A 24,271-nucleotide genomic window follows, 5' to 3' on the forward strand; every position below is an offset into this window, starting at 1 on the left:
GCTCTGCTCTGCTCTGCTCTGCTCTGCTCTGCTCTGCTCTGCTCTGCTCTGCTCTGCTCTGCTCTGCTCTGCTCTGCAATGAGTGATGGCAGATCACGGAAACAAAAAAAGCGCCCTGAGGCGCTTTTTTCATATCAACCGGATAATCATGCTTTGAACTTGCTGAACACCAGGGAGGCGTTGGTACCGCCAAAGCCGAAGCTGTTGGACATGACGGTGTTGAGCTCGGCCTCTTCGTACTCGCGCACGATGGGCAGACCTTCGGCCTTCTCGTCCAGAGTCTCGATGTTGATGCTGGGAGCGATAAAGCCGTGCTCCATCATCAGCAGTGAGTAGACAGCCTCGTGCACGCCGGCAGCGCCGAGCGCATGGCCGGTCATCGCCTTGGTGGCAGAGATCTTGGGACCGTTGGCACCAAACAGAGTCTGGATGGCTTCCAGCTCCTTGGTATCGCCAACCGGGGTGGAGGTACCGTGGGTGTTGATGTAATCAACCTTGCCAACCCCCTGCATTGCCATCTTCATGCAACGCACCGCGCCTTCGCCGCTCGGCGCGACCATGTCATAGCCATCGGAGGTAGCACCGTAACCGGTCAGCTCGGCATAGATGTGAGCACCACGGGCCAGCGCATGTTCCAGCTCTTCGATCACTAGGATGCCGCCGCCACCGGAGATAACGAAACCATCGCGATTCGCATCATAGGTACGGGAGGCTTTTTCCGGCATGTCGTTGTACTTGGTGGAGAGGGCCCCCATGGCGTCAAACTGGATGGTAGAGGACCAGTCCAGCTCTTCACCGCCACCGGCGAAGACCACATCCTGTTTGCCAAGCTGGATCAGCTCAAGCGCGTGACCGATGCAGTGAGCAGAGGTGGCGCAAGCTGAACTGATGGAGTAGTTGACACCCTTGATCTGGAACGGGGTCGCCAGGCAAGCAGAGGTTGTGGAGGACATAGTGCGCGGCACCATGTAAGGGCCCACACGCTTGACCCCTTTCTCGCGGGCGATGTCCACAGATTCCGAAGTGTTCTTGCCGGAGGCACCACCTGAACCGACCACCAGGCCGGTACGCTCGTTGGAGACCTGATCTTCCGCCAGACCGGCATCTTCAATGGCCTGCTGCATGGAGAGATAGGCGTAGGCCGCAGCGTCGCCCATGAAACGCATGACTTTACGGTCGATCAGTTCAGACGGATCGAGTTTGATGTTACCCCAGACACGGCTGCGCAGATTGTGCTGCTCGAACTGCTCGGAATAGGTGATGCCGGATTTACCTGCTTTCAGGGAGGCCAGCACTTCTTCCTTGTTGTTGCCGATACTGGAGATGACGCCGATACCGGTGATCACTGCTCTTCTCATTAATTCATCTCGTCTGGAAAAACTGGCGCCAAGTCTACCCGCTTTCGGCTGCCAAACTGGTCTGCTTTCACGTAGAATGCCCGCGATTTTGTGACGCGAGCCGAGGAAAACGTGAGTCAAACATCCTTACATCATGCCCGATTGGACTGGAATGAAGCGGGAACTCCTGTCTCCAGTGACTTCGGGGATGTGTACTTTTCCAATGATAACGGTCTAGGTGAAACCCGCTACGTCTTTTTGCAGCAAAACCGGCTGCCTGCGCGATTTTCGCACCACGATAGTGACAGTTTCGTGATAGGTGAAACAGGTTTCGGCACAGGCCTTAACTTTCTGGCGACAATGCAAGCCTTCCTGGAACAGGCGCCTCAATCCGGCAACGGCTCCCGTCTGCACTTCATCAGTTTCGAGAAATACCCCCTGACCCGGGACGATCTGCGCAAAGCGCTGGCTGCCTGGCCTGAACTTGGCCACTTGAGTCAGGATCTTATCGCCCAATGGCCGCTGCCGGTCTCCGGTTGCCACCGCCTGCATTTTGCGGGCGGCCGCATTCGCCTCGATCTCTGGTTTGGCGACATCAAGGATATGCTGCCGCTGGTACCGCACCGGGCAGAGGGGCTGGTGGATGCCTGGTATCTGGATGGTTTCTCCCCGGCCAAAAACCCGGAAATGTGGACACAGGAGCTGTTTGACGGTCTCGCGCGCCTCGCCCGTCCCGATTGCTCCATCGCCACCTTTACCTGTGCCGGCTTCGTGCGCCGCGGCCTGATTGCAGCGGGCTTTGCCATGAAGAAGGTGAAAGGGCACGGTAGCAAGCGGGAGATGCTGGTGGGGGATCGCACCGACAAGCAGCCGCAGCAAACCATAGTCCCCTGGTATGCCCGTCCTGCCGGACGCGCTGGCGAGGTAGTGATCATCGGCGGCGGCATCGCCTCGGCCATGACGGCGCTCTCTCTGGTGGAGCGGGGTCGCAAGGTGACGTTGCTGTGTGCAGATGGCGAACCGGCCACCGGCGCCTCGGGCAACCGCCAAGGGGCCCTCTATCCACTGCTTAACGGCGAGCACGATGCCCTGTCGCGCTTCTATTCCCTCGCCTTTGGCTATGCCCGCCAACGGCTGCTGGCGTTGGCCGAACGCCACCCCATCGCTTTTGCACTGTGCGGGGTAACCCAGCTCGGTTATGACGACAAATCGGCAGCCAAGCTGGCCAAGATGAGTCAGGGCCCCTTCCCGTCCGAACTGATGCAACCTCTATCGACAGCGGAAGTAGAACAAGTAGTCGGCCTGCCCTGCGGCCACAGCGGCGTCAGTTATCCGCTGGGAGGCTGGCTCTGTCCGGCCGATCTCACCCGAGCCGCCCTGAATGAGGCGCAAGCCAGCGGCCTGCTTGAGGTGGTGTTCAACACCGAGGTGGTTGCCATTGCCGAGCAGACAGATGCTTGGCACATAGAGAGCCAGGACGGCCGCCACTGGCAGGCCCCCAATCTGGTGGTCGCCGCCGGTCACCAGTTGCCCGCGCTGCTCCCCTTTGCTGAGCTACCGCTCTATCCGGTGCGCGGTCAGGTGAGCCATGTGCCGACCACGGCCAGCTTGCGTCAGCTCAAGACTGTGCTCTGTTATGATGGCTACCTCACCCCGATGCACAACGAGCAGCACTGCATCGGCGCCAGTTATGGCCGCAACCAGAGCAGTCTCGAGTTTCGTGCCGAGGATCAGGCGCAGAATCAAGCGCGGTTGCAAGCCTGCCTGCCACAGCAAGCCTGGCCCGCCGAAGTGGATGTGAGCGGCAATGAGGCGCGCGTAGGGGTGCGTTGTGCCAGTCGGGATCACCTGCCAGTGGTGGGGTCAATCGTCAGATTGGCAGGCCTAGAGGATCACTATGCGCATCTGCAGCATGATCTGCACAACGCCCAGCCGCTGCCTCTTCACCCCGGCCTCTATGTGCTGGGAGCGCTCGGCTCACGGGGTCTCTGCTCGGCGCCGCTCTGTGGCGAGCTGCTCGCCAGCGAGATCTGCGGCGATCCCCTGCCGCTGGCTGCCGATCTGCTGGAGGCGCTCCACCCTGCCCGTTATTGGGTACGTAAACTGCTCAAGGGCAAAGCTCTGGTCTAAACCGGACTCTGCAAACAAATAGAATGGCCGCTCATCGGGCGGCCATTCTATTTATCAAATCGTGCGATGCTGGATATTGCGTCTTGAGATAGCGCTCACTTGGGCCAGTGCACACCCAGCTGCTCGCCGTAACCAGTCTGACGCTGGAAATCGTCTACCCTTGCCTTAACCTTGTTCAATTCGCCACTGCCCGCAGCCCAGGCGGCATAGCGCAATGCCTGGCAATCTGCATGGCCTGGTAGTGCCGCAATCGCCCCGCCCACCTGATTTCCGCCTTGCAGCACCATCTCTTTGAAACGGGATTCATAGTCAAACATGCTGGAGAGCAGCCGCCCCCAGCGTTGGCGAGCAGGGTCACTCCCCTCCGAACTCTGACGCCAGCGGGGCAACAATACGGTGGCATGAGTCGTTACCGTAACCCGTTTGAGCTGGCAGCGTCCCGGCAACTGCTCGGTATCCAGCTGCCAGTCCACCTTATAACTCGCCTTGCCGAGAACAGGCTTGCCATTCACCTTGGGGGCACTCTGAGCAATGGCGCGTGCCAGTTGATCTGGCTGGGCAGCACTTACCTCATAAAAACGGACATTGATGCGGGACTCTGGCACCACTTGCGGCCGGCTCGGCTGAGCCTGACTCATCAGGGGCAACAGCAATAGCACGCTCCCCACTACTCCATAAACCTTGCTGACCATGCCAGACTACCTTCCTTGATTGCACGGGCGGAGTACCAACCTTGGTGAAACCCACCGCCACACAGATGACGGGTATAGCCTATGTGTGACCAAGAGGCGGCGCAATACAATGATGAGCCCAGAAATCAGAGCAAGCTCACAGGTTGCGTGAGCAAAGTATGGCACAAGGATGAAACTGTATTTTTATTGAGCAGGACGACTGATGCGCTGCCAGTCGAGGTGATAGTTTTTCACATTGATGTCATGACCATCTATCTGAATGAAATGATCATTTTTAAGACGGTTGGCAAAAAAGTCCTGATCTGCCCCCTCATTGAGCCACAGCTCGCAAAGTCCCCGTTTTCCCTCTTTGGCATAAAATCTCGGGGTGACCAGCAGCGCGACCCCATCTACCCGGATGGCATGACGGGCCAGGCAGTTTGCTTCGGTGGTTTTGGATGCCAGCGCGGCAAAACGGGGTCTGTTCCCCTCGGCAACCACCAGTACGCCGTAAGAGTGAGGAGCCATGAGACGCCGCATGGCGACCGCCTGATGAGGACCGGTTTGATGAAAACCGTCATTGGTTACTGCAAACACGCAAGTAGGTGAAAATAGCATCGCAAGCAGAAAAAGGGAGCGTTTAATGCCTGAAAAATCACCAATCGCCATATAAAAGCCTCAAAAGACAACCAAGGCTGGCAAGGGTAGGTAGCCAAACCCGCTGGGTAAAGTACCTTTACCTTTCTTTAATTCTGTTCACGGGGTTAAACGTTGATTTAGCTCACACAACATCCTGTTTCCAGTCGCCACTCTACCCCTATCGGAATAGACTCCCTCCACTCTCATCCAATCAGAAGGCAACATATGCTGGAACTCATCGTTGGCACCCTGGTCACCCTGGTGGTGGGCCGTGCCATTTTCAAAGGATACTCCGCGACCGGGGTGCTGCTGAGCGGCGGCTTGCTGCTACTGGTCATCACCGCCATGATGGGCAAGCCGGTACTGCCGAGCAAAGTGGTCAGCACCGGTTATATCGCAACCGATATCTTCGAATACGTCCGCTTCCTGCTCAATGATCGTGGCGGTGGACTGGGGATGCTGATCATGGTGCTGTGCGGCTTTGCCGGCTACATGAGCCATATCGGCGCCAACACCATTCTGGTCAAGCTGGCCAGCAAACCGCTCGGCATCATCAAGTCCCCCTATATCCTGCTTGTGGCTGCCTATCTGGTGGCCTGCGCCATGTCGCTGGCGGTGAGCTCCGCTACCGGCCTCGGCGTGCTGCTGATGGCCACCCTGTTCCCGCTGATGGTCAACATGGGGATCTCCCGTGGCGCGGCTGCGGCCGTGTGCGCCTCGCCAGCCGCTATCATTCTGGCACCGACCTCAGGGGACGTGGTGATGGCTGCTCAGGCCGCCAACATGCCGCTGCTGGATTTTGCCTTCAAGCTGACCCTGCCCATCTCGCTGGTGGCGATCGCCTGCATGGCGGTGACCCACTTCTTCTGGCAGCGCTACCTTGATCAAAAATCCGGTGAGCACAACGAGCCGGTCGCCCCGGGTGATCTGGTGACGACTGCGCCTGCCTTTTACGCCATCCTGCCCTTTACCCCCATCATCGGAGTGCTGGTGTTTGACGGCAAATGGGGTCCGCAGCTGGATATCGTCACCATCATCGTCATGTGCATGGTGCTGGCCAGCCTGCTGGAGCTGGTGCGGATCCGCAATGGCAAGGAGCTGCTGGACGGTCTGCAGGTCTGTTGGCGCAACATGGCTGATGCCTTTGCCGGTGTGGTCATGCTGCTGGTCGGTGCCGGTGTCTTCGCCCAGGGTCTGATGACCGTCGGCTTTATCGACACCCTGCTGGCTCACGCGCAGGATCTCGGTTCGGGTGGTCTGATCATGATGCTGTCACTGGTGGTGATCACCACCCTGGCCGCCTTCACCACCGGCTCGGGTAATGCCCCCTTCTACGCCTTCGTGGAGTTGATCCCCAACCTGGCCAGCAGCCTTGGCATCAACCCGGCCTATCTGGTGATCCCGATGCTGCAAGCCTCCAACCTGGGTCGCACCATTTCTCCGGTCTCCGGGGTGGTGGTCGCCTGTGCCGGGATGGGCAAGCTCTCGCCGTTCGAGGTGGTCAAGCGCACCAGTATGCCGGTCGCCGTCGGCCTGCTGGTGGTGATCGTCGCCACCCAGATCATGGTACCCGCCTGATCGCTGACCAGCCCGGCACCCTGCCGGGCTGGTATCCTCCCCCTCCTTTGCAGTAGACTCGGTGCTCATTTTCCCCTAAGGAGGACCGAGATGAGTATTACGGTTCAACTTGCCCATTTCAGTGATTGCCACTCCCACTTCGATGGCGCGCCCATGAGCTTCTCCCCTATCGGTGAAGGCCAGTGGCGCACCCAGTGCGGCGGTTATGCCCGGATCCTGACCCGACTGACCCAACTGCGTGCAAAAGCCGCAGCTGCCGGCCAGCGTTTTCTGTTTCTGCACGGTGGCGACTCCTTTCAGGGCTCGCTCTATTTCAACCGCTTCAAAGGGCGCGCCAACGCCGACCTGCTCGCCATGCTGGCCCCCGATGCCATGGTACTTGGCAACCATGAGTTCGATCTGGGCAACGGCCCGCTGGTGGAGTTCTTGCGCCAGCTCGATTTTCCGGTGCTGGCCGCCAATCTGGATAACAGTCAGGAGCCTGCCGACACGCCGCTTGGGCTGTGGGATATTCCCCATCTCTACGACGCCCATCAGCCCTGGCATCGTCAGATGATCGACGGGGTTCCCTTTGCGCTGCTCGGCATCACCCTCGCCCAGATGGCTGCCATCGCCAACCCGGATCCCCACACCCGTTTCCACGCGGTCGCCGACACCCTCACCAGGGTGTTGCAGGAGATCAAGCGCGAAGGGATCCAGCATATCGTGCTGCTGAGCCACCTCGGGCTGGATCAGGACAAGCTGCTGGCCGAGCGCTTCCCCGAGCTCAGCCTCATCATCGGCGGCCATACCCATAGCCTGCTCGGCGATCTCGCGCCGCTGGGTCTGCCAAGCGAAGGCAGTTATCCGCTGATGAACAACGGGGTGGCTATTTTGCACGCTGGCCACAGCGCCCTCTGCCTCGGTGTCTGCGAGCTCACCTTCGATGAGGCGGGCCGCGTCGTGCAGAGTCAGGGGCAGCTGGAGTGGCTCCCCTGGCAGCCCTGGCCATTTGCCTCCACCCCACCCGCCGGGCTCACCTTCTGCGAGCCGGATGCACAGCTTGAAAAACATCTGGCCAAACGCTATCGGCCTGAGATTGAAACCATGAGCCAGCGCATCGTCACCCGACTGGCGGCGCCACTGCCCCATCAGCGGCTGCCGGATGCCACCCTGCCGCACGGCAGCCAGCTCGCCCCGCTGGTGGCCCGCGCCATGCTGACCGCTGCCCGTGAACAGGTAGGCGAGGTGGACTTTGCCCTGCACAATGCTGGCGGCGTGCGCTGCTCGCTGGAGCCGGGCCCCCTGAGCGAAGCGGATATCGCCGGTCGCCTGCTGCCGTTTGCCATTCCCCTCACCCTCTATCGGGTGCACGGTCACGAGTTGGCGGAGGCGCTGGAGAATGCCATCGACAACGCCACCAACAACGGCGTGGTCGGCAATGGCAACGGCAGCTTCCCCTACACCGCGGGGGTGCGATTCACCTATCAGGCCGATCGGCCCAAGGGCCAGCGCATCACCCGACTGGAGTGGGAAGCCGCCCCCGGCCAGTGGCAAGCGGTCAATGCCGCACAGGTCTATCGCGGGGTGTCGAGCGCCTATACCGCCTCCGGCAAGGAGGGTTACACCGCACTGGCGCGCACCCTGACCCAGCACAATCAGGAGCTCGGCATCACCCTGGCCGACGCTTTTATCCGCTGGGCCCGTCACCTGCCGACACTGGAAGCGCAGCCCCCCCTGCTTGAGTACATCCATTGATGCAGAGGGGGAATGGCTGGCTTCGCCACATCCCCCTGACGGCCAATATTGCCGCAGCCAGCGCCCGGTTCCCTGCAAGAACCGGGCTTTTTCGAGAATATTTGCCCCACACGGGCCTGCCCCATTGCATCGCACTCACTAGCTCGGCAAGATAGGCCCGCTTTCAAGACCAGCTGCAGGAACAGGCGACTTCATGAATCACTCCATCCGTTTCACTCCCCCTCGCGTCAACCCGAGTATCAAGCCAGCCATTGTGCTGCTGACCGCCTTGCTGGCGCTGCTCTTCTGTCTGCGCAACCCGCTCTTCCACGCCATGGCGCCGGGGTTTGATGCCTCGCTGTTCGCGGTGATGGGCAAGATGTGGAGCGAAGGGGGGGTGCTCTATCGCGACATGATCGACATCAAGGGGCCGATGATCTTCGCTCTCGACGCGCTGGGCTATCGAATGGGGGGATTTGTCGGGATCTGGACACTGGAGTGGGTGCTCTGCTGGCTCGGATTGCTGGCCAGCTGGCAGGCCTTTGCCCAGCTAGGACTCTCGTTCAAGGCGCGCCTTGGCGCCATGCTGGCGGTGCTGGCTCTCTACGGCACCCGTTACTACTACGGCAACATGACTGAGGACTGGACCTTCCACCTCGCCCTCATCGCCCAGTGGGCCTTCATCACCCTGCTGCTGGACAAGGGATTTCGCTGGTGGCCGGCGCTGGTGGCGGCCCTCACCTTCGCCATCGTCGCCTGGATGCGCACCAACAACGGCGCCTTCTGGGGAGCCTGGTATCTGGTGCTGTTCTGCCACTGGTGTCTGCATGAGAAGTGGCGTGATGCCATCTTGCTGCTCATCTCCAGCCTGCTGGGGCTGGCGCTGATTGGCGGCCCGCTTTACGCCTACTTCCAGCAGCATGATCTGCTGGCGGCCTTCAAATACTACGCCTTCGACATCTTCTTCGAAGGGAGCTACGGCAATGGCTTCTCCCCCATGGTGGGCGCCGTCGGCCTGCTGCGCACCGGCCTTGTGATGCTGCTGCCCGCCTTCATCATTCTGATGCTGAGCCGCCGTCAGGAGTGGTATCTGCCCGCCCTGCTGGCAACCCTGTTTGGGGTGCTGTTTACCCTGATCGCCAACTCGGTCTCCGGCCATGTGTTCGATCACTACGACGTGCTCTATCTGCAACTGGCAGTGCTGCCGCTGGCGGTATTGCTGGATCGCAGCGAACAGCAGGCAGATGCCATCGGGCTGCTCTGCATCTCGCTGGTGGTGCTCACCGCCAGCTGGCTGCTGGCCCAGCAGCTCGGTTTTGGCTGGAGCACCAAGGAGTGGTCCCTCGAGCGGGTCAACGAGGTGCTCGGCACCAGCCTGCTGTGGGCGCTGCCGGTGCTGATCCTCATCCCTCTCTGGCGCGCCTGGGATGTGCGCAGTGCCACCCCCTGGCTGGCAACGCTGGCCATGCTGCTGCTGATGATCAACAACGCCTGGGAAGGCACCCTCAAAGGTCGCCCTTTCAATCCGGCAGCTCAGGTACGGGTTGATCGCATCAAGGCCGAGACAGTCCCGAGCGACAAGATCTGGGTCGATGGCATCCAGCCGCAATATTATCTCTGGACCGATCGCCAGCCGGCTTCCGCCTACCTCTTCTTTGCCAACGTCAATCCGCCCTATGACGTGCGCGAGCGGGTGCTGGCCGATATCCAGCGCCAGAGCCCGAAGTTCATCATCGCCAAGCCGGATCGGGTGAGCGAGGAGCTGAAAAAGCCGAGCTCCCCTTCCCATCTCGCCTTTTATCAATACCTGACCAGCCACTACGAAGAGGTGGATCCGGGTCTCTATCGCCGACGCTGATCGTCAATACGCCCCGCAGGGCGGCCATTGTTGCAATGGCCGCCCTTTTTATTGCGCCAGATCGCCTTGCAGCGGCGGCCCGCAGTAGGCAAGCCCGCCCGAGATAACTACAATGACGCTCTTTTTGATGTAACGAGTGACACCATGGCGGAACTGACTTATCTGGGCGGCTATCCAGACCCCCTCAAGGCACAGGTACAGCAGCTGATTGCGGCGGGCAAGCTGGGGGAGATGCTGGCCAAACGCTATCCGGAAAGCCACCAGATCCAGAGCGACAAGGCGCTGCTTGCCTACACCATGGAGCTGAAGAACCGCTACCTCAAGAGCTCGGCGCCCCTGTCAAAGGTGGTGTTCGATGGCAAGATCAACGTGATCAAGGATGCCCTCGGCCTGCACACCTACGTCAGCCGGGTACAGGGCAGCAAGCTCAAGGCCAAGAACGAGATCCGCATCGCCGCCCTGTTCAAGGAGGCGCCGCCCCCGTTCCTGAAAATGATCGTGGTGCACGAGCTGGCCCATATCAAAGAGAAGGATCACAACAAGAGCTTCTACCAGCTCTGCCAGCACATGGAGCCCGACTATCATCAACTGGAGTTTGATCTCAGACTCTGGCTCACCTGGCGTGATATCGACAAGGCCAACCGCTAGGCTGACAACCGTTTCAGGGAGGAAACATGTCATTTGCCGCCATCCCCTTTGGTGCCACCCGCTTTATTGCCACTTTGGTAATGGCCAACTTGGGCTGCGCTGCCTATCCCCGCCGCGCGTCACGCGGGCTGCTGGCCCTGCTGCTTCTGCTCGCGGGCCACAGCGCCCTGGCCGATGAGCGCTGGCAGAGCGACAGCTATCTGGTCGAGAGCTTTATGGCCATCGCCATGGAGCGGGAGTATGGCGAAGCCAGGCAGACCCGTTTTGCCCGCTGGCAGCAGCCGATCCGGCTGCAACTTATCAACGAATCGGGTGACAAGCCGCTGCAGGCCGACGTAGTGAAGGTACAGGCGGCCCATCTGGCCCGCATCACCGGCCACCCCATCAGCATGGTGACCGCAAAGCCCAACCTCACCCTGATCATGACCGACTACAGCAAGATGAAGAGCTGGGCCAACCGCACCATGGGGGGGGATCCATCGGTCAAGATGGCGCTCAAGGAGGGGCTCTGCCTTGCCAACTTCGCAACCAATGCGAAACACGAGATCAGCCGTGCCACCATCATCATTCCGGTAGACTACAGCAGAGCCAAGGGGCGTTTTCTCGACTGCGTGGTGGAGGAGTTCACCCAGGTGATGGGTCTGCCCAACGACTCGGACAAGGTGTTTCCCTCCATCTTCAATGACAACAGCATCGACAGCTTTTTGACCGGGCTGGACTATGTGCTGCTCAAGATGGCCTATCACCCGGCCCTCAAAGCCGGAATGAGCAGTGCCGAGATCCGCGCCGCACTGCCCATTGCGCTGGCCGACCTGCGCGCCAAAGGGGAGATCCGCGAAGCCAACCGCCGGGTGCAGCAGCAGAGCCTGAAAAGCTGGGCGGGACTGTAACGGCATGGCTCAACCCAGAGCCAGACAAGCCACTGCGACTCACCACCAACAAAAAACGCAGCCACCTGGCTGCGTTTTTTGTTGTATGGGTATCAGCAGTGCATTAGCAGGCATGCCCGTTTATCCGCAGCCCATTTATCCACCGCCCAGAATTATCCACTGACCATGGGGATCAGGATGCGACGTTCTCTTCCGGCATCCAGCTGTCGGCGTTCTCCCACACCTCCTGCACCATGGCTTCGGCCAGCTCTTTGTCTTCCTTGCTGGCACGGCTGACGGTCAGAGCCATGGTACTGCCCGGCGCGACCCGCACATGGATGTCGGGAAATTTTTCGCCAAGCTGCTTGAGCAGCTCCTGACGCAGCGCCTCCATGGTCGAGGTCGGGATCTGATGTTTTCTGTCGATGATGATTTCAAGACGCATAGGAAACTTCTCCATGATTTATAACTGTATTTTTATCCAGTATTCATGGGAAGTAAAGTGCCAACTTGCACCAATCAGAAAAGATCCAGCTGCTGACCACAGATCCGGTCGAACGACTCGCCGATAAAGGGCAGGATGGCATCGGCAATGGGCCGCAACTGCTTGTCGATATAGTGCTCGTAATCGATGGCGCTGCGCCGGTACTCCAGCGGCTCGGGGCCATTGAGGGTCATCAGATAGGCGATGGCGCCCCGATGCTGATAGCGCTGGGGCAGACCGCGGCGCAGGTTCTCCTCATCGGCCAGCCGCGCCGCCCGCACATGGGGCGGCACATTCTTCTGATACTCTTCGAGCTTCTGGCGCAGCCGTTTGCGGTAGATAAGCAGATCGTCGTGACGACCGGCGCGGGTCTCATCGACCATGATGCGCACATAACCGCTGGGATCTTCATCGTGAAACACCAGCTCATAGAGGCGGGTCTGGAACTGCTTGGCCAGCATGGTCCAGTCGGTGCGCACCGATTCGAGCCCCTTGAACACCAGCTGTTCACTCCCTTCACTGGCCTTGCCAACCAGCCCCGCATAGCGCTTCTTGCTGCCCTTCTCCAGCCCGCGGATGGTGGGCATCAGGAAGCGGCGATAGTGGGTCTCGTACTGGATCTCCAGATAGCTCGGCAGGTTGAACTCGCACCTGATCAGTGCAGCCCAGTTATCGTTGATCATTTGCGCCAGTCGCTGGCCGATCTCGTCCGCCTCATCGGGGCTGGTCTCGCGCCCCAGATGGACAAAGGTGGAATCGGTGTCACCATAGATCACCTCGAACCCCTTCGCCTCAATCCACTCGCGGGTCTGCTGCATGATGCTGTGGCCACGCAGGGTAATGGACGAGGCTAGGCGCGGATCATAGAAACGGCAGCCCCCCGACCCCAGCACCCCGTAGAAGGAGTTCATGATGATCTTGATGGCCTGGGAGAGTGCCTTGTTGCTGGCGGCCTTGGCTCTGTCCCTCGCCGCCCAGAGGGTGGCGATGAGATCCGGCAAGAAGTGGCGGGTTCGGGAGAACATAGCGCCGCGAAAGCCGGGAATGGCGTGGTCGGGGTGTTGCAACCCCTCGATAAGTCCCATGGGGTCGATGCAGAAGGTGCGGATGATGCTGGGATAGAGGCTCTTGAAATCGAGCACCAGCACGTGACGATAGAGACCGGGTTTGGAGTCCATCACATAGCCGCCGGGGCTCGCCAGCCCACCGTCGGCCGGCAGATTGGGGGCCACGTAGCCGCCACGATGCAGCCGCGGCAGATAGAGGTTGGTAAAGGCCGCCACCGAGCCCCCTACCCTGTCCAGCTCAAGGCCGGTGAGGGAGGCGCGTTCAATGGCAAAAGGGATGAGGTGGCAGAAATCGAAGATTTCCCACACCAGCTTGCAATCTTCCAGGTTGTAGCGGGCCAGCGCCTCCTTGTCGGAGTGGAACAGTTCGGTGATCTTCTCCCCCCGATTGGCCACGTCCTCGATATCCTTGCCACGGCCAAGCAGTTCGCTCGCCACCGCATCCAGGCTGTAGCTAGCAAACTGCCAGGTAGCGCTTTTCAGGGTATCGATGCCGTCGAGCACCATGCGCCCGGGAATGATGACGTTGCCAGTCTGGGGATCGCCCCGTGACGAGCGCCAGAAACAGAGCTCGCGCCCCCGCCCGAGCCGCAGCCGCCGCTTGTTAAGCTCGGCGCGGCGTAGCAGCAGGCGAAAATCAAAATTAACCACGTTCCAGCCAATCACCAGATCGGGGTCATGCAGGCTGAACCAGCTCTCCAGCGCACTCAGCAGGGCGCTCTCGTCCTCTACCCACTGGACCTGGGTGCCCCAGCTCTCGGCATCCGCTCCCGAGGTACCGATCATGATGACCCGCGCATCCTGCTCGCTGTAAAGACCGACCGAGAAGAGGGCCCCGTCCATGGCGCACTCCACATCCAGTGACACCCAGGAGAGGGTTGGCGTCACCGCCTGCGGCGCGCAGCGCGCCTCGTTCACCTCCCAGTAGCCCTGCTTGCCCCCCTTTTTTACCGCCCGGCCATCAAAGCGCACGCCAGCTGTGATGAAACGCTCCATCAGAAACCGCTCCGGCAGCCGGATATCCGCCTCGAAGTGCTCAAGTCCGCGAATAAGCAACAGCTCGATGGCGCGGTGAAAGGCGCTCAGGGTGGCGAAATAGCAGCCCACCACCGGGCGACCGTCGAAGGTGTGCATCGGCAGGCGGCGAAACCGCCCGCTCACCCCGGCCCCCTTGAACAGCTCGGCGGCTTCTGCCATATGGCTCTGCGGCAAAAAGAACACCGGCTCCTGCCCCGGCACCACCACCCGTACCGGCCCCTGCGCGCTCCAGAGCCACATCACGATTTCGGTGGTTGCAGGCAGCCCGTTGCGGCCGAGCACGTCCCGACCGTGGCGGGTCAGGATAAAACCGTCGAGGGGCGGAGTGGCGGGTACAGTGGGCTGGGTTGCAGTCATGAAGCGTAAAGGGGCTGTCCGAGAATGGGACTATTGTACGTTCATACAGTGCCTACTCGCAATCGTCATGCTGGCTGCGAGGCGGGAGTCAAACTGGTAAGCTCGATCCGGTCGTTATTCCCGCTCATCCCGTTCTGACCACTCTTCGCCGACAAAAGGAGTCTTTGTGGCAATCTATTCCCTGCTGGATCAGCTGGCTATCCCCTACCAGCGTGTCGATCATCCCCCCGTATTTACCTGTGAGGAGGCGAGCAAGCTGCTGCCCGACCTGCACGCCGCCAAGACCAAGAACCTCTTTTTACGCGACCCGAAAAGCGAGCGGCTGTTTCTGGTGGTGAGTCCGGAGGAGCGCCGGGTCGATCTCAAGGCGCTGGCAGCCATGCTCGGCGTCAAGCGGCTGAGCTTTGGCTCCCCCGAGCGGCTCGATGCGGTACTCGGCCTCACCCCGGGCTCGGTGACCCTGCTCGCCATGGTGCGCGACAGGGAAAATGCGGTAGAGCTGGTGGTGGACGAGGCCATCTGGCAAGCCGAGCAGATGCAGTGCCATCCGCTGGTCAACACCGCTACCCTGATCATCCGCCTCGACGATGTGCGCCGTCTGCTGACCCATCTGGGCCGTGAGGCCACCGTCATGCGCTTGCCTGCTGCAACCTGCGATTAGCACGATGTCAGGCGGTTGGGTTCACCCTGCCACCTACACAACCACCGTTCACGCAGCACAATTGACTGACAAGACAATAAAATAGCTCCTTGTGCGCTGATAAATCGAGTCAGCAGTTGCCATCGTGCAAGAAGTCGGAGTTAAGCATATTCAGCCATTTAACCAATTGATAATAGGTTGGATTCATGTTGTGATCGGCCACTGCAAGCAGGCGATACCCCATCGCCTGTTCGTTCACAGGTGACTTCCCAGAGAGCCCCTTGATGCCAAGTCTGTTTTCCTCAGCCCAGTTGTTGAGTCTGGTGCTGTTCGTCACGCTGTCACATGTGGGGGTCGCCACCATTTTCGCCGCCATGTGGCACACCCATCGCCAGATCAGGGCATTGATCTACTGGTCAGCGGGGGAACTGGTTATCGCGGGGGCTTTTTGCTGCCTGCTGCTGCGCCCCCTTGAGGGAAATGCATCCCTTGCCAATATTCTCTGCACCAACCTGCTGTTGATGTCGACCACCCTGCTCTATGAACGGGGGATGCGCCACTTCTTTCGCCGTGAAGCCGACCAACTGGGCTGGCTGCTGCCCGCCGTTACCCTCGGCGGTTTCGTTCTGTTTGCCCTGACCGCCCTGCAGCAACCCCTCTTTGATGTGCATAGCCGGATCATCGTGCTCTCCGGCGTGCTCTCGCTGCAGATTGCGCTGCTTATCTGGCAGCTCTGGCGCTACCAACGGCTGGCCCCTGTCTATCGGGTGCTGCGCTTTGCCATTCTGCTGCTTGGCCTGCAACTGCTGTTACAACTACTGCGGATCGCCAAACACCTCTGGCAGCCGGAGCAGGCGGCCAACTCCTTCACCGACCCGCTGCTCGGGCCTGTGATCCTGCTCAGCCTGCTATTTACCATCGCCCGCAGTTATCTGCTGCTGAGCCTGGTCCACACCCGCCAACAGCAAGCCCTGCTGGCCACCCAGCGCAAGCTGGAGCGGCGTGCCAATCAGGATGAGCTGACCGGCCTGTTCAGCCGCCACTATTTCGAACGCCAGGTGGCCCTGCGTGCCCGCGAGGTGACAAGCTCTAGCCAGCTGCTGCTGATCGATCTGGACAACTTCAAACAGATCAACGACCGCCACGGCCACCCCGCCGGTGATGCCATGCTGCGGGCCGTGGGTCGGGTACTCACAAATACCCTGCCTGCCGAGGGCATGGCCGGTCGGCTTGGCGGCGATGAGCTGGCCCTGCTGCTGATGGCGGCCCCGCAGACCCTGCCCGACTACTGTCACAGCCTGCAACAGCAGATCGCCGAGGCGACCCGGGCGCTGGCCGGTGGCCCCATCAGCCTCAGCATCGGCCTCACCTCGCTACACCCTGACGAGGGGTTTGAAGCGGCCTACCTGCGCGCGGATCGGGCCCTTTACGCCGCCAAACAGGCTGGAAGGCAACGGGCCTGCGTACAGGAGCTCCACCACAACGAGCCGCAACCACTGCCGCCCTGCGCGCTCCTGTCGTGAGCGCAGTGCTCGCTCTGCAGTGCCGACCGGCCAGGCTGACAGATGCTCCGGCTTACCATCGCTATGTCACCGAATGCGCCGAGGACGGACAGCCGCTCTATCAGGTGGCGCAATTCGACCCGGACGGCTGGCTACAGAGCCTGCTGGATCACGCAGAAGGGCGCAACTTGCCCAGTGGATACCTGCCGACCACCACCTATTTTGCCCTCGATGGCGAGGAGATCATCGCCACCCTGCGCCTGCGTCACGGTGACAATGAGGCAACCCGCCAGTGGCTCGGCCACATCGGATACGAGACCCGCCCCTCCCGCCGCGGTGAAGGGGTGGCCCGCACCCTGCTCGGCTGGCTGCAACGCCATGTTCTGAGCGAACCCGTGCTCATCAGCTGTGACGAGGCAAATCCCGCCTCGCTCAAGGTCATTGCCGCCGCCGGCGGGCAATGGCTGGATCGTCGCTACCATGCTGGCGATCGCTGCTGGGTCCGGTTTTACCGGCTGGCCCCGGCCAAGAGGCCAGGGCTGTGCGGCAGACAATAAAAAAGAGCACCACTAGGCGCTCTTTTTCCATTGACCACGGCCACCAACAAGATCAGTAGCTGTCTTCCTCTTCGGCCTTCATCCTGGCCTGACGAGCCAGTGCCTCCTCCTGGGCGCTCTCGATCTCGTGCAATACAGAATCGAGATCCACCTGCTCGCGGCTCTCCTCGAACAAGCCGGTCAACTCGCTGTCGGGGGTCAGTTTGCCATCTTCATACAGGGCCCACATCTCCCGGGCGTAGCGGGTCTTGAGCAGCTCGGGGGCATACATGCCGTAGTAGTTGCGCATGTTGTTGACGTCCCGCTCCAGCATCGCCTTGGCCTGGTTGTTGGCGGCGGCATCCACCACCTGGGGCAGGTCGATAATGACGGGGCCCTGTTCATCCACCAGCACATTGAACTCGGAGAGATCGCCGTGGATAAGACCGGCGCAGAGCATCCGCACCACGTAACGGATCACCTTGGCATGGTCGATGACCGCCTGCTCGGGGGTAAGCGCCACATCGTTGAGGCGCGGCGCGACATTGCCATCCTCATCGGTGATAAGTTCCATCAATAGGACGCCATCGAGGCAGACATAGGGCTGCGGCACCCGCACACCGGCCGCCGCCAGCTTGAACAGGGCGTCGACCTCGGTGTTCTGCCACACCTCTTCATGCTGTTTGCGGCCGTACTTGGAGCCCTTCTCCATGGCGCGAGCGCTGCGGCTGTTACGCACCTTGCGCCCCTCCTGATAGACCACGGCCTGCTTGAAGCTGCGCTTGGACGCCTCTTTATAGACTTTGGCGCAGCGGATCTCGTCGCCGCAGCGCACCACATAGACGTCGGCCTCTTTGCCGCTCATCAACCGGCTGACGACCTCATCGACCAGGCCGTCATCAACCAGAGGTTGGATTCGATTTGGAATTTTCATGGCCGCCCTTTTACCCTATTTCCGCTCTCGAAGATAGCTCCGCGCACGCTCACCTGCCTCTCCCTTTCATAAGACACCCTGTTATCCCCTGTTTGCGCTGTTTTTGTCCACCTGTTCGCCTTAAAAACCACCAGCAGCAGACCAAATACGAAAGGCTCCTGTACCAACAAAAATGGCCCGCAAGCGGGCCAATTTTCAAGGTTCGGGCGGCAAACCCTGACGAATGCGCTGGATCCCCGCTTCATAGAGGCCGTCATCCCCCTCCTGATGCTCCAGGGTTTCGAAGATCTTGAGAAACCACATGTACTGCTCGGGATGGCGCGCCACCTGCATCTCTACCACCCGGTTCATGGCATTGACGTCTGCCAGCAGATCGGCGGTGGGATAAGGGTCAAACGGCGGCTCGATCTCCAGCAGATAGCAACCCTCATCCTCGTCATAGCTGGCGAAGATGGGCACCGCTCTGGCACCGGTCAGCTTCACCAGCTTGGGCAAGGCTGGCAGGGTTGCCTTGGGGCGGCCAAAGAAGGGAACAAACACGCTCGCCTCGCGGCCGTGATCCTGATCTGGCAGGTAAAAAAAACTGGCACCAGCGCGGATCGACTTGATCGCCGGTTTGATGCCGGCGCTGCGCTCGTACACCTTGCCTCCTTTGGCCCGCTCGCGGTTGATGTACCAGTCGAACACCTGATCTTTCGGGCTCTTCATCATGGTGCACATCTTGATGCCCATCATGGAGAAGTAGCGGCCAATCATGTCGACCGCCCAGGTATGAGGCACCACCAGGATCACCGGACGGCCCGCAGCTTGCTCCGCTTGCACATGCTCCCAGCCGCTCACCTTGACGCGGCGGGTCAGGCGCGCCTTGCTGCGCCAACTGAGCTCGCCAAAGCCCATAAAGGTCTTGAGCCCGACCCGGATCGATTTGAGCAGCAGCGCCTGACGTGCGGCGGCATCCAGCGTTGGAAAGCAGATCTTGAGGTTGGTATCGGCAATATAGGCCTGCTTTTTCGAAAAACGCAGCAGGGTCGGTGAGACCAGATCGGCAAAGCGATCCCGCAACCTCGCAGGAGTAAATGCCAGCAGGGAGAGCAGGCCCAGTGCGAACCAGCTGCCCCACCATTTGGGATGCAGCAGGCGGCTATGAAATGAGGTATCAAATACCGGATCTAACGCAGACATGGCGACCATCAAGTCATCAAAAACAAGCGGTTATTGTAATTATCCTGACATTTTTTTCTACCCTGAGGAGGCTTGCTATCGACCTGCAAGGCACAGATCAGAGTAGTTATCATAAAAAATGGCCCACCTGGGGCCATTTCAATCAATCTTAATTCAGGGTCAGCCGTGGGGCGACAATCCCTTGCGGATCCGCTGGATCCCCGCCTCGTAGAGGCCATCCGGCCCCTCCTGATCTTCACGGGTATCGAAGATCTTGAGGAACCACATGTACTGGCCCGGATGGCGCGTCAGCTGCTGTTGCACCATATCGTTCATCCGACAGGTATCGGCCATCACATCCTCGGTGGGATAGTTGTCAAACGGGGCATCTATCTCAAGCCGGTAACAGTGGTTCGCTTCGTCATAGCAGGCGAGCAGCGGCACCGCCTTGGCGCCGCTGACCTGAACCAGACGGGGCAAGGCTGGCAGGGTCGCCTTGGGGTGGCCGAAGAAGGGAGCAAAGATGCTCTTCTCGCGACCGTGATCCTGATCCGGCAGGTAGAAGAAGCTGCGACCACTCTTGATGGTTCTGATCACCGCCTTGATCCCGGCGCTGCGCTCGTAAACGCGGCAACCGTTTTTGGCCCGTGCACGGTTGAGGTGCCAGTCAAACACCGGATTGCGTGCCCGTTTCATCATGGTGCACATGGGCACCCCGCGCTGGGTGAAGCAGTAACCGGCGGCATCCACCGGCCAGGTATGGGGCACCACCAGGATCACCGGACGACCGGCAGCCCGCTCCGCCTCGATATGCTCCCAACCGATCACCTGCATCCGGCTCATCAGATAACGCTGACTGCGCATGGTGAACTCGCCAAATCCCAACAGACTCTTGAGGCCGACCCGGATCGAGGTCAGTGCAATGGCATCCCGCTCTTCCGGGCTCTTGTCCGGGAAGCAGATCTCCAGATTGGTTCTGGCGATATAAATCTGTTTTTTCGAGATACGAAACACCAGCGGTGCCAAGGCTTCGGCCAAACGGTCGCGCAATCGCACCGGCACAAAGGCGAGCAACATCAGCACACCGAGCGCCAGCCAGCTGAACCAGTAGCGGGGATGCAGAAAACGGGCTTCAAAAGAGGAGTCAAATACGGGATCTTGGGACGACATGTATTGGGGTCGAGCGAAAAAGTGGTGCTGCATTGTAGTCGTCCTGACAGGTAATACCAGTTAAATCCATGGCAAATAGCCCGCCACGGGCGCCACATCAAAAAACCATAAAAAAATGCCCCGCACCGCGGGGCATTTTGCTCGTTACACAACCAGGGTGGAGGCTCTTTGTCCATCCATCGCATGACTGGTCGTTTATCCCGTCGCTCTCGGAGCGCACTGCTTATCCATTTCCCGATGTCACATCTTCTTCAAGATTTATCGGTGAGCACCCTGGCGGGCCATGCCGTTATTCATTTCGGTATTACGCTGCGGCAGAAAAAACATCAGGTAACGCAGTGCCACATACCCGACGATGACGGTAGCCACCCCCAACTCGAAGTGGGCCAGCAGCCTGATCTGCTCGACGTAGTGACTCCCTTGCGCAAACTCTTCAACCAAATGAGCCACTTTGAACAGGGCGGTGGCACCGATCACCAGCGGGAAGGTGAAGGCGGCATAACCCGGCGAAAAGGGCAGACGCAGCAGTTTGATGAAGGCCAGATAGATGATGCCGGTCATCAGGATGGCAATCCCCAACAGCACGGCCACCAGCAGCAGTGACGGCTCCTGGCTGACGGTCAGGTAACCGGCCAAAGAGAGGCTGGCAGGAGCCGCCAGAATGGCGATGGTCGGTTTGGCGGCATCCGGCACTTCATGGCTGAAGATCAGGCGATAGAGCATCAGCGGCAGCATCAGGCCATAGCAGATGATCCCGAACCAGAGTAGACCATTGGCCAGCGGGGCAAACTGACCACCCGGGAAGGCGACGTCAGCCACGATGATCCCCACCGGCGGCACGAACCAGCTCGGCACCATGTGGTGGATTTCAAACTCTTTGGCGCGATGCCAGATAAAAGTGGCCAGGAACAGCAGGTGAACCGCCACGGCAAACAGCCAGAGGGCCTCGCCCGCTTGCGGCGCAATCATACCCAGCGCTTTGGAGACCACCATGGTGCCCATAGCATAGGTCGGTACCACACTGCCCACCACGGGGTGAGCGAGGTCCTGCAACAGCAGGCGGGGGTGAAGCAGAAACTTGAAGGTCAGGATCAGCAGCAGCACGGCCGCAATGGCAGCGCCCAGCAGTTGCATCCGGCCATCGAAGTGACCGGCATTTTCCCAACACCAACCAAGGCTGGCGATGCCCAGCGCCAGACCCGCCATGGGGGTTGGGGCGGCAGCCAGTGATTTACGGGTTCTTGCGATCATGATGACACCTTTCTATTGATGACTATGGCGATAGGATAATGCCCCCTTATCGTTTACGATATCTAAATGAATTAAATCAATCATTCAGGAAAACCAAACACGATGAAACTGACCCTTCAGCAGCTGAAAGTGTTCGCCACCATTGCCCGCTATGGAAACCTTGGCCTTGCCGCCAACGAGCTCTGCCTGAGCAAGGGGGCCGTCTCCCAGTCGCTGCAGGAGCTGGAGCGCCAGCTCTCCACCCCTTTGTTTGACCGCATTCACCCCAGATTGCAGCTCAATAACGAAGGGCGCCTGCTGCAACCGGCCGCCGAAGAGCTGCTGACCCGGATGCAGGATATCGAGAACCTGTTCAGTCCCGATGCCGAACCGAGCGGCCAGCTGCGCCTTGGTGCCAGCCAGACCATCGGCAACTACCTGCTCCCCACCCTGCTCGCCAGCAGCAAACAGGAGCTGGGGCTCCCCCCCAAGGTGACCATCAACAACACTCACCTGCTATGCCATGCGCTGGCCAACTTCGAGCTGGATATGGCACTGATCGAGGGGGAGAACCACCACCCCGACCTGCTCGCCGAACCCTGGCTGCAGGACGAGATGCTGGTGGTGGCCCCACCCGGTCACCCGCTTGCCAACAAGAAGGAGCTCTCCCTCTCCCGACTGGGGGGCGAGACCTGGGTATTGCGTGAAGCACAATCGGGCAGTCGCGAGCAGTTTATCCAGCAGATCCAGCCCGAGCTGCCCCGCTGGCAACCAGGGCTTGAACTCAACACCTTGGAGGCGGTGATGCTGGCGGTGGAGAAGGGGCTTGGTATCTCCTTTATCTCCCGGCTGGCAGCCTCGGATCGCCTGGCAGATGGGCGGCTGATCGCCCTGCCCCTCTCCCGCCGCTTCCCGCGCCAGCTCTCCCTTATCTGGCACAAGCAGAAGTACCACTCCACCTCCCTGCGCCACTTTATCCACTTCTGCCGGGCTCAAGTGAACAATGCCGAAGTGAGCCGCGCAGAGTAACGCCCGCTCGGAGCGCCGCTGGCAGGCCCGCTCGCCAATAACGGAAAAAGCAGAGAGGGAGCCACGGCTCCCTCTCTTTGATTCTCTTCTGAGTATCATTTCGCCAGACTGCGCAACCAGCTGATCTCCTCGCCCCAGATAGACTCGTCTATGGTCTCGAGGATCAGCGGAATGCGATCGAAGCGATCATCGTTCATGATGTGGTGGAATACCGCCTCCCCCAGATTGCCCTCCCGCAAGCTGTGGTGGCGATCGACCCGGCTACCGAAGGTGCACTTGGCGCCGTTGATATGCATCCCCTTGAGATAATGAAAACCCACCGTGCGGTCGAACTCGGCAAAGACGGCAGCGCAGCTCTCGGCGGTGCGCAGATCGTAGCCGGCGGCAAAGGCGTGGCAGGTATCGAAACAGATCCCGACCCGGCTCTTGTCCTCCACCCCCTCGATGATGGTGGCAAGGTGCTCGAACGACCAGCCGAGGTTGGTCCCCTGCCCGGCGGTATTCTCGATCACCGCCGTCACCCCTTCACTTCGCTCCAGCGCCCAGTTGATGGACTCGCTCACCAACTTGAGGCTGGCCGCCTCAGGGATCTGCTTGAGATGGCTACCGGGGTGGAAGTTCAGATAACAGAGCCCCAGCTGCTCGCAGCGCTTCATCTCGTCGAGAAACGCATCGCGGGATTTGGCCAGACCATCGGGATCCGGGTGGCCCAGATTGATGAGATAGCTGTCGTGGGGCAGGATCTGCTCCGGCAGAAAACCGGCCTTGTCACAAGCCGCCTTGAAGGCACGGATGGTGGCATCCGACAAGGGGGCCGCCTGCCACTGACGTTGATTCTTGGTAAAGAGGGCAAACGCGTTGGCCCCGATGGCCTGGGCACGGGCGATGGTATTCTCCACCCCGCCGGCCGCACTGACGTGGGCTCCGATATATTTCATACAATCTCCTCGATACGGCAAGCCGCCATTATGCCGCTCCCGCCCGGCCACGCCAAACCGGGATATCCGATAGCGGGTATCGACAAATAGTGCCGCCTATACAAGGCGCTGCGTTTCATGGCGTAATCGGCCTTCGCTGTGGCAACCTCTCAGTTAGAGCCCGCCCGCGCCAGCATGGCGCCCATAAAAAAACGCAGCGTATCGCCTGAGCAATAACGCTGCGTCTTTGGGTCTCTCGGCCGTCCCCCTTGCCGTGACCCGAATGGCCAGCGACAAGGGAGCAAGAATGCGCGGGGAGAGTCGCCTTAGAAGGGCATCTTGAAGCCTGGCGGCAGTTGCATGCCACCGGTCAGCTCGCCCATCTTGGCCTTGTTCTGCTCTTCCACACGGCGCACGGCATCGTTGCAAGCGGCGGCAACCAGATCTTCCAGCAGCTCCTTGTCATCTTCCATCAGGGAGGGGTCGATCTCGATGCGACGGACGCTGTGACTACCGGTCATGGTGACCTTGACCATGCCTGCACCGGCTTCACCGGTCACTTCCATCTGAGCCAGCTGCTCCTGCGCCTTCTGCATACGCTCTTGCATCTGTTGGGCCTGTTTCATCAGGTTCCCCATTCCACCTTTACCAAACATATGTCGTCTCTCGTCTTGAAATCCGGCATCCAGCGCCGGGCTGTGGGCTTGTCTGTCCTAGATGGGGACAGCCAAACTGCTTTTCAACCGGAAGCAAGCTCCCG

21 protein-coding genes are annotated in these 24,271 nt (G+C 60.2%); 10 read left to right on the top strand and 11 right to left on the bottom strand.

The features are described from left to right. Nucleotides 1-146: 146 nt before the first annotated feature. Entirely contained in the window at nt 147-1,358 is a 1,212-nt protein-coding gene (gene fabB, locus G5168_RS20295) for a beta-ketoacyl-ACP synthase I (RefSeq protein WP_216978860.1), read from the bottom strand. Nucleotides 1,359-1,448: 90 nt separating this feature from the next. On the opposite strand from fabB, the gene mnmC reads away from it, so the two are divergent. Beyond that, complete coding sequence (gene mnmC / locus G5168_RS20300) at nt 1,449-3,467, top strand: bifunctional tRNA (5-methylaminomethyl-2-thiouridine)(34)-methyltransferase MnmD/FAD-dependent 5-carboxymethylaminomethyl-2-thiouridine(34) oxidoreductase MnmC (RefSeq protein WP_227342766.1); 2,019 nt, start codon at nt 1,449-1,451, stop codon at nt 3,465-3,467. Between the two features lie 95 nt (nt 3,468-3,562). On the opposite strand, the gene G5168_RS20305 is transcribed toward mnmC, so the two are convergent. Continuing rightward, on the bottom strand, nt 3,563-4,159 hold the full coding sequence (locus tag G5168_RS20305; RefSeq protein ID WP_227342764.1) for a DUF922 domain-containing protein: 597 nt from the start codon (nt 4,157-4,159) through the stop codon (nt 3,563-3,565). Between the two features lie 183 nt (nt 4,160-4,342). Beyond that, on the bottom strand, nt 4,343-4,807 hold the full coding sequence (locus tag G5168_RS20310) for a hypothetical protein (protein ID WP_227342763.1): 465 nt from the start codon (nt 4,805-4,807) through the stop codon (nt 4,343-4,345). A gap of 195 nt (nt 4,808-5,002) precedes the next feature. Between G5168_RS20310 and dcuC the strand changes: the two genes are divergently transcribed. From dcuC to G5168_RS20335, 5 genes are all read left to right on the top strand, one after another. Beyond that, nucleotides 5,003-6,355 (top strand): anaerobic C4-dicarboxylate transporter DcuC, encoded by a 1,353-nt coding sequence (dcuC, locus tag G5168_RS20315; RefSeq protein WP_227342761.1) that lies wholly within the window; start codon nt 5,003-5,005, stop codon nt 6,353-6,355. A 90-nt stretch (nt 6,356-6,445) separates the two neighbouring features. Beyond that, nucleotides 6,446-8,092: a bifunctional metallophosphatase/5'-nucleotidase gene (locus tag G5168_RS20320; protein WP_216978863.1), complete on the top strand. Its 1,647-nt coding sequence runs from the start codon at nt 6,446-6,448 to the stop codon at nt 8,090-8,092. 193 nt (nt 8,093-8,285) lie between these two features. After that, complete coding sequence (locus G5168_RS20325) at nt 8,286-9,929, top strand: hypothetical protein (RefSeq protein WP_421252640.1); 1,644 nt, start codon at nt 8,286-8,288, stop codon at nt 9,927-9,929. 144 nt (nt 9,930-10,073) lie between these two features. Then, nucleotides 10,074-10,577 carry a M48 family metallopeptidase gene (locus G5168_RS20330; RefSeq protein ID WP_005333421.1) on the top strand — a complete coding sequence of 168 codons (504 nt, stop codon included), beginning with the start codon at nt 10,074-10,076 and terminating at the stop codon, nt 10,575-10,577. Between the two features lie 26 nt (nt 10,578-10,603). Next, nucleotides 10,604-11,467, top strand: coding sequence for a DUF2927 domain-containing protein (locus G5168_RS20335; protein WP_421223796.1), 864 nt, complete (start codon nt 10,604-10,606; stop codon nt 11,465-11,467). A gap of 172 nt (nt 11,468-11,639) precedes the next feature. On the opposite strand, the gene G5168_RS20340 is transcribed toward G5168_RS20335, so the two are convergent. Both G5168_RS20340 and G5168_RS20345 read right to left on the bottom strand, forming a co-directional pair. Next, nucleotides 11,640-11,891: a DinI family protein gene (locus tag G5168_RS20340; protein WP_129503940.1), complete on the bottom strand. Its 252-nt coding sequence runs from the start codon at nt 11,889-11,891 to the stop codon at nt 11,640-11,642. 74 nt (nt 11,892-11,965) lie between these two features. Then, nucleotides 11,966-14,392 carry a DNA polymerase II gene (locus G5168_RS20345; protein WP_421252641.1) on the bottom strand — a complete coding sequence of 809 codons (2,427 nt, stop codon included), beginning with the start codon at nt 14,390-14,392 and terminating at the stop codon, nt 11,966-11,968. Between the two features lie 166 nt (nt 14,393-14,558). Between G5168_RS20345 and G5168_RS20350 the strand changes: the two genes are divergently transcribed. From G5168_RS20350 to G5168_RS20360, 3 genes are all read left to right on the top strand, one after another. Beyond that, a complete protein-coding gene (locus tag G5168_RS20350) occupies nt 14,559-15,053 on the top strand; it encodes a prolyl-tRNA synthetase associated domain-containing protein (RefSeq protein ID WP_421252642.1) in 495 nt (164 codons plus the stop codon). A gap of 263 nt (nt 15,054-15,316) precedes the next feature. Further along, nucleotides 15,317-16,555 (top strand): GGDEF domain-containing protein, encoded by a 1,239-nt coding sequence (locus G5168_RS20355; RefSeq protein WP_421252643.1) that lies wholly within the window; start codon nt 15,317-15,319, stop codon nt 16,553-16,555. Further along, nucleotides 16,552-17,091 carry a GNAT family N-acetyltransferase gene (locus G5168_RS20360; protein ID WP_421252644.1) on the top strand — a complete coding sequence of 180 codons (540 nt, stop codon included), beginning with the start codon at nt 16,552-16,554 and terminating at the stop codon, nt 17,089-17,091. The genes G5168_RS20355 and G5168_RS20360 overlap by 4 nt, the downstream gene beginning before the upstream one ends. Nucleotides 17,092-17,143: 52 nt before the next feature. Here G5168_RS20360 and G5168_RS20365 read toward each other — a convergent pair whose 3' ends face one another. The 4 genes from G5168_RS20365 to G5168_RS20380 form a co-directional block, all read right to left on the bottom strand. Next, nucleotides 17,144-18,004 carry a PA4780 family RIO1-like protein kinase gene (locus G5168_RS20365; protein ID WP_421252645.1) on the bottom strand — a complete coding sequence of 287 codons (861 nt, stop codon included), beginning with the start codon at nt 18,002-18,004 and terminating at the stop codon, nt 17,144-17,146. A gap of 195 nt (nt 18,005-18,199) precedes the next feature. Continuing rightward, a complete protein-coding gene (locus G5168_RS20370; protein ID WP_421231663.1) occupies nt 18,200-19,195 on the bottom strand; it encodes a lauroyl-Kdo(2)-lipid IV(A) myristoyltransferase in 996 nt (331 codons plus the stop codon). A gap of 150 nt (nt 19,196-19,345) precedes the next feature. Further along, nucleotides 19,346-20,335, bottom strand: coding sequence for a lauroyl-Kdo(2)-lipid IV(A) myristoyltransferase (gene lpxM, locus G5168_RS20375; protein WP_216953494.1), 990 nt, complete (start codon nt 20,333-20,335; stop codon nt 19,346-19,348). Between the two features lie 258 nt (nt 20,336-20,593). Further along, the gene (locus G5168_RS20380; RefSeq protein WP_421252646.1) at nt 20,594-21,586 is read right to left on the bottom strand and encodes a TDT family transporter; all 993 of its coding nucleotides are present in this window, start codon (nt 21,584-21,586) and stop codon (nt 20,594-20,596) included. A 102-nt stretch (nt 21,587-21,688) separates the two neighbouring features. On the opposite strand from G5168_RS20380, the gene G5168_RS20385 reads away from it, so the two are divergent. Beyond that, the gene (locus G5168_RS20385; protein ID WP_019445811.1) at nt 21,689-22,594 is read left to right on the top strand and encodes a LysR substrate-binding domain-containing protein; all 906 of its coding nucleotides are present in this window, start codon (nt 21,689-21,691) and stop codon (nt 22,592-22,594) included. Nucleotides 22,595-22,689: 95 nt separating this feature from the next. Here the strand turns inward: G5168_RS20385 and nfo are convergent, their stop codons facing one another. Then, entirely contained in the window at nt 22,690-23,532 is an 843-nt protein-coding gene (gene nfo / locus G5168_RS20390; protein WP_005333444.1) for a deoxyribonuclease IV, read from the bottom strand. Nucleotides 23,533-23,837: 305 nt separating this feature from the next. Next, on the bottom strand, nt 23,838-24,167 hold the full coding sequence (locus G5168_RS20395; protein WP_005333445.1) for a YbaB/EbfC family nucleoid-associated protein: 330 nt from the start codon (nt 24,165-24,167) through the stop codon (nt 23,838-23,840). Between the last annotated feature and the right edge of the window lie 104 nt (nt 24,168-24,271).

Origin of the sequence: Aeromonas sp. 600724 (assembly GCF_049175135.1) — a bacterium.
In the GTDB taxonomy this organism is placed as follows: Bacteria; Pseudomonadota; Gammaproteobacteria; order Enterobacterales; family Aeromonadaceae; genus Aeromonas; species Aeromonas veronii_A.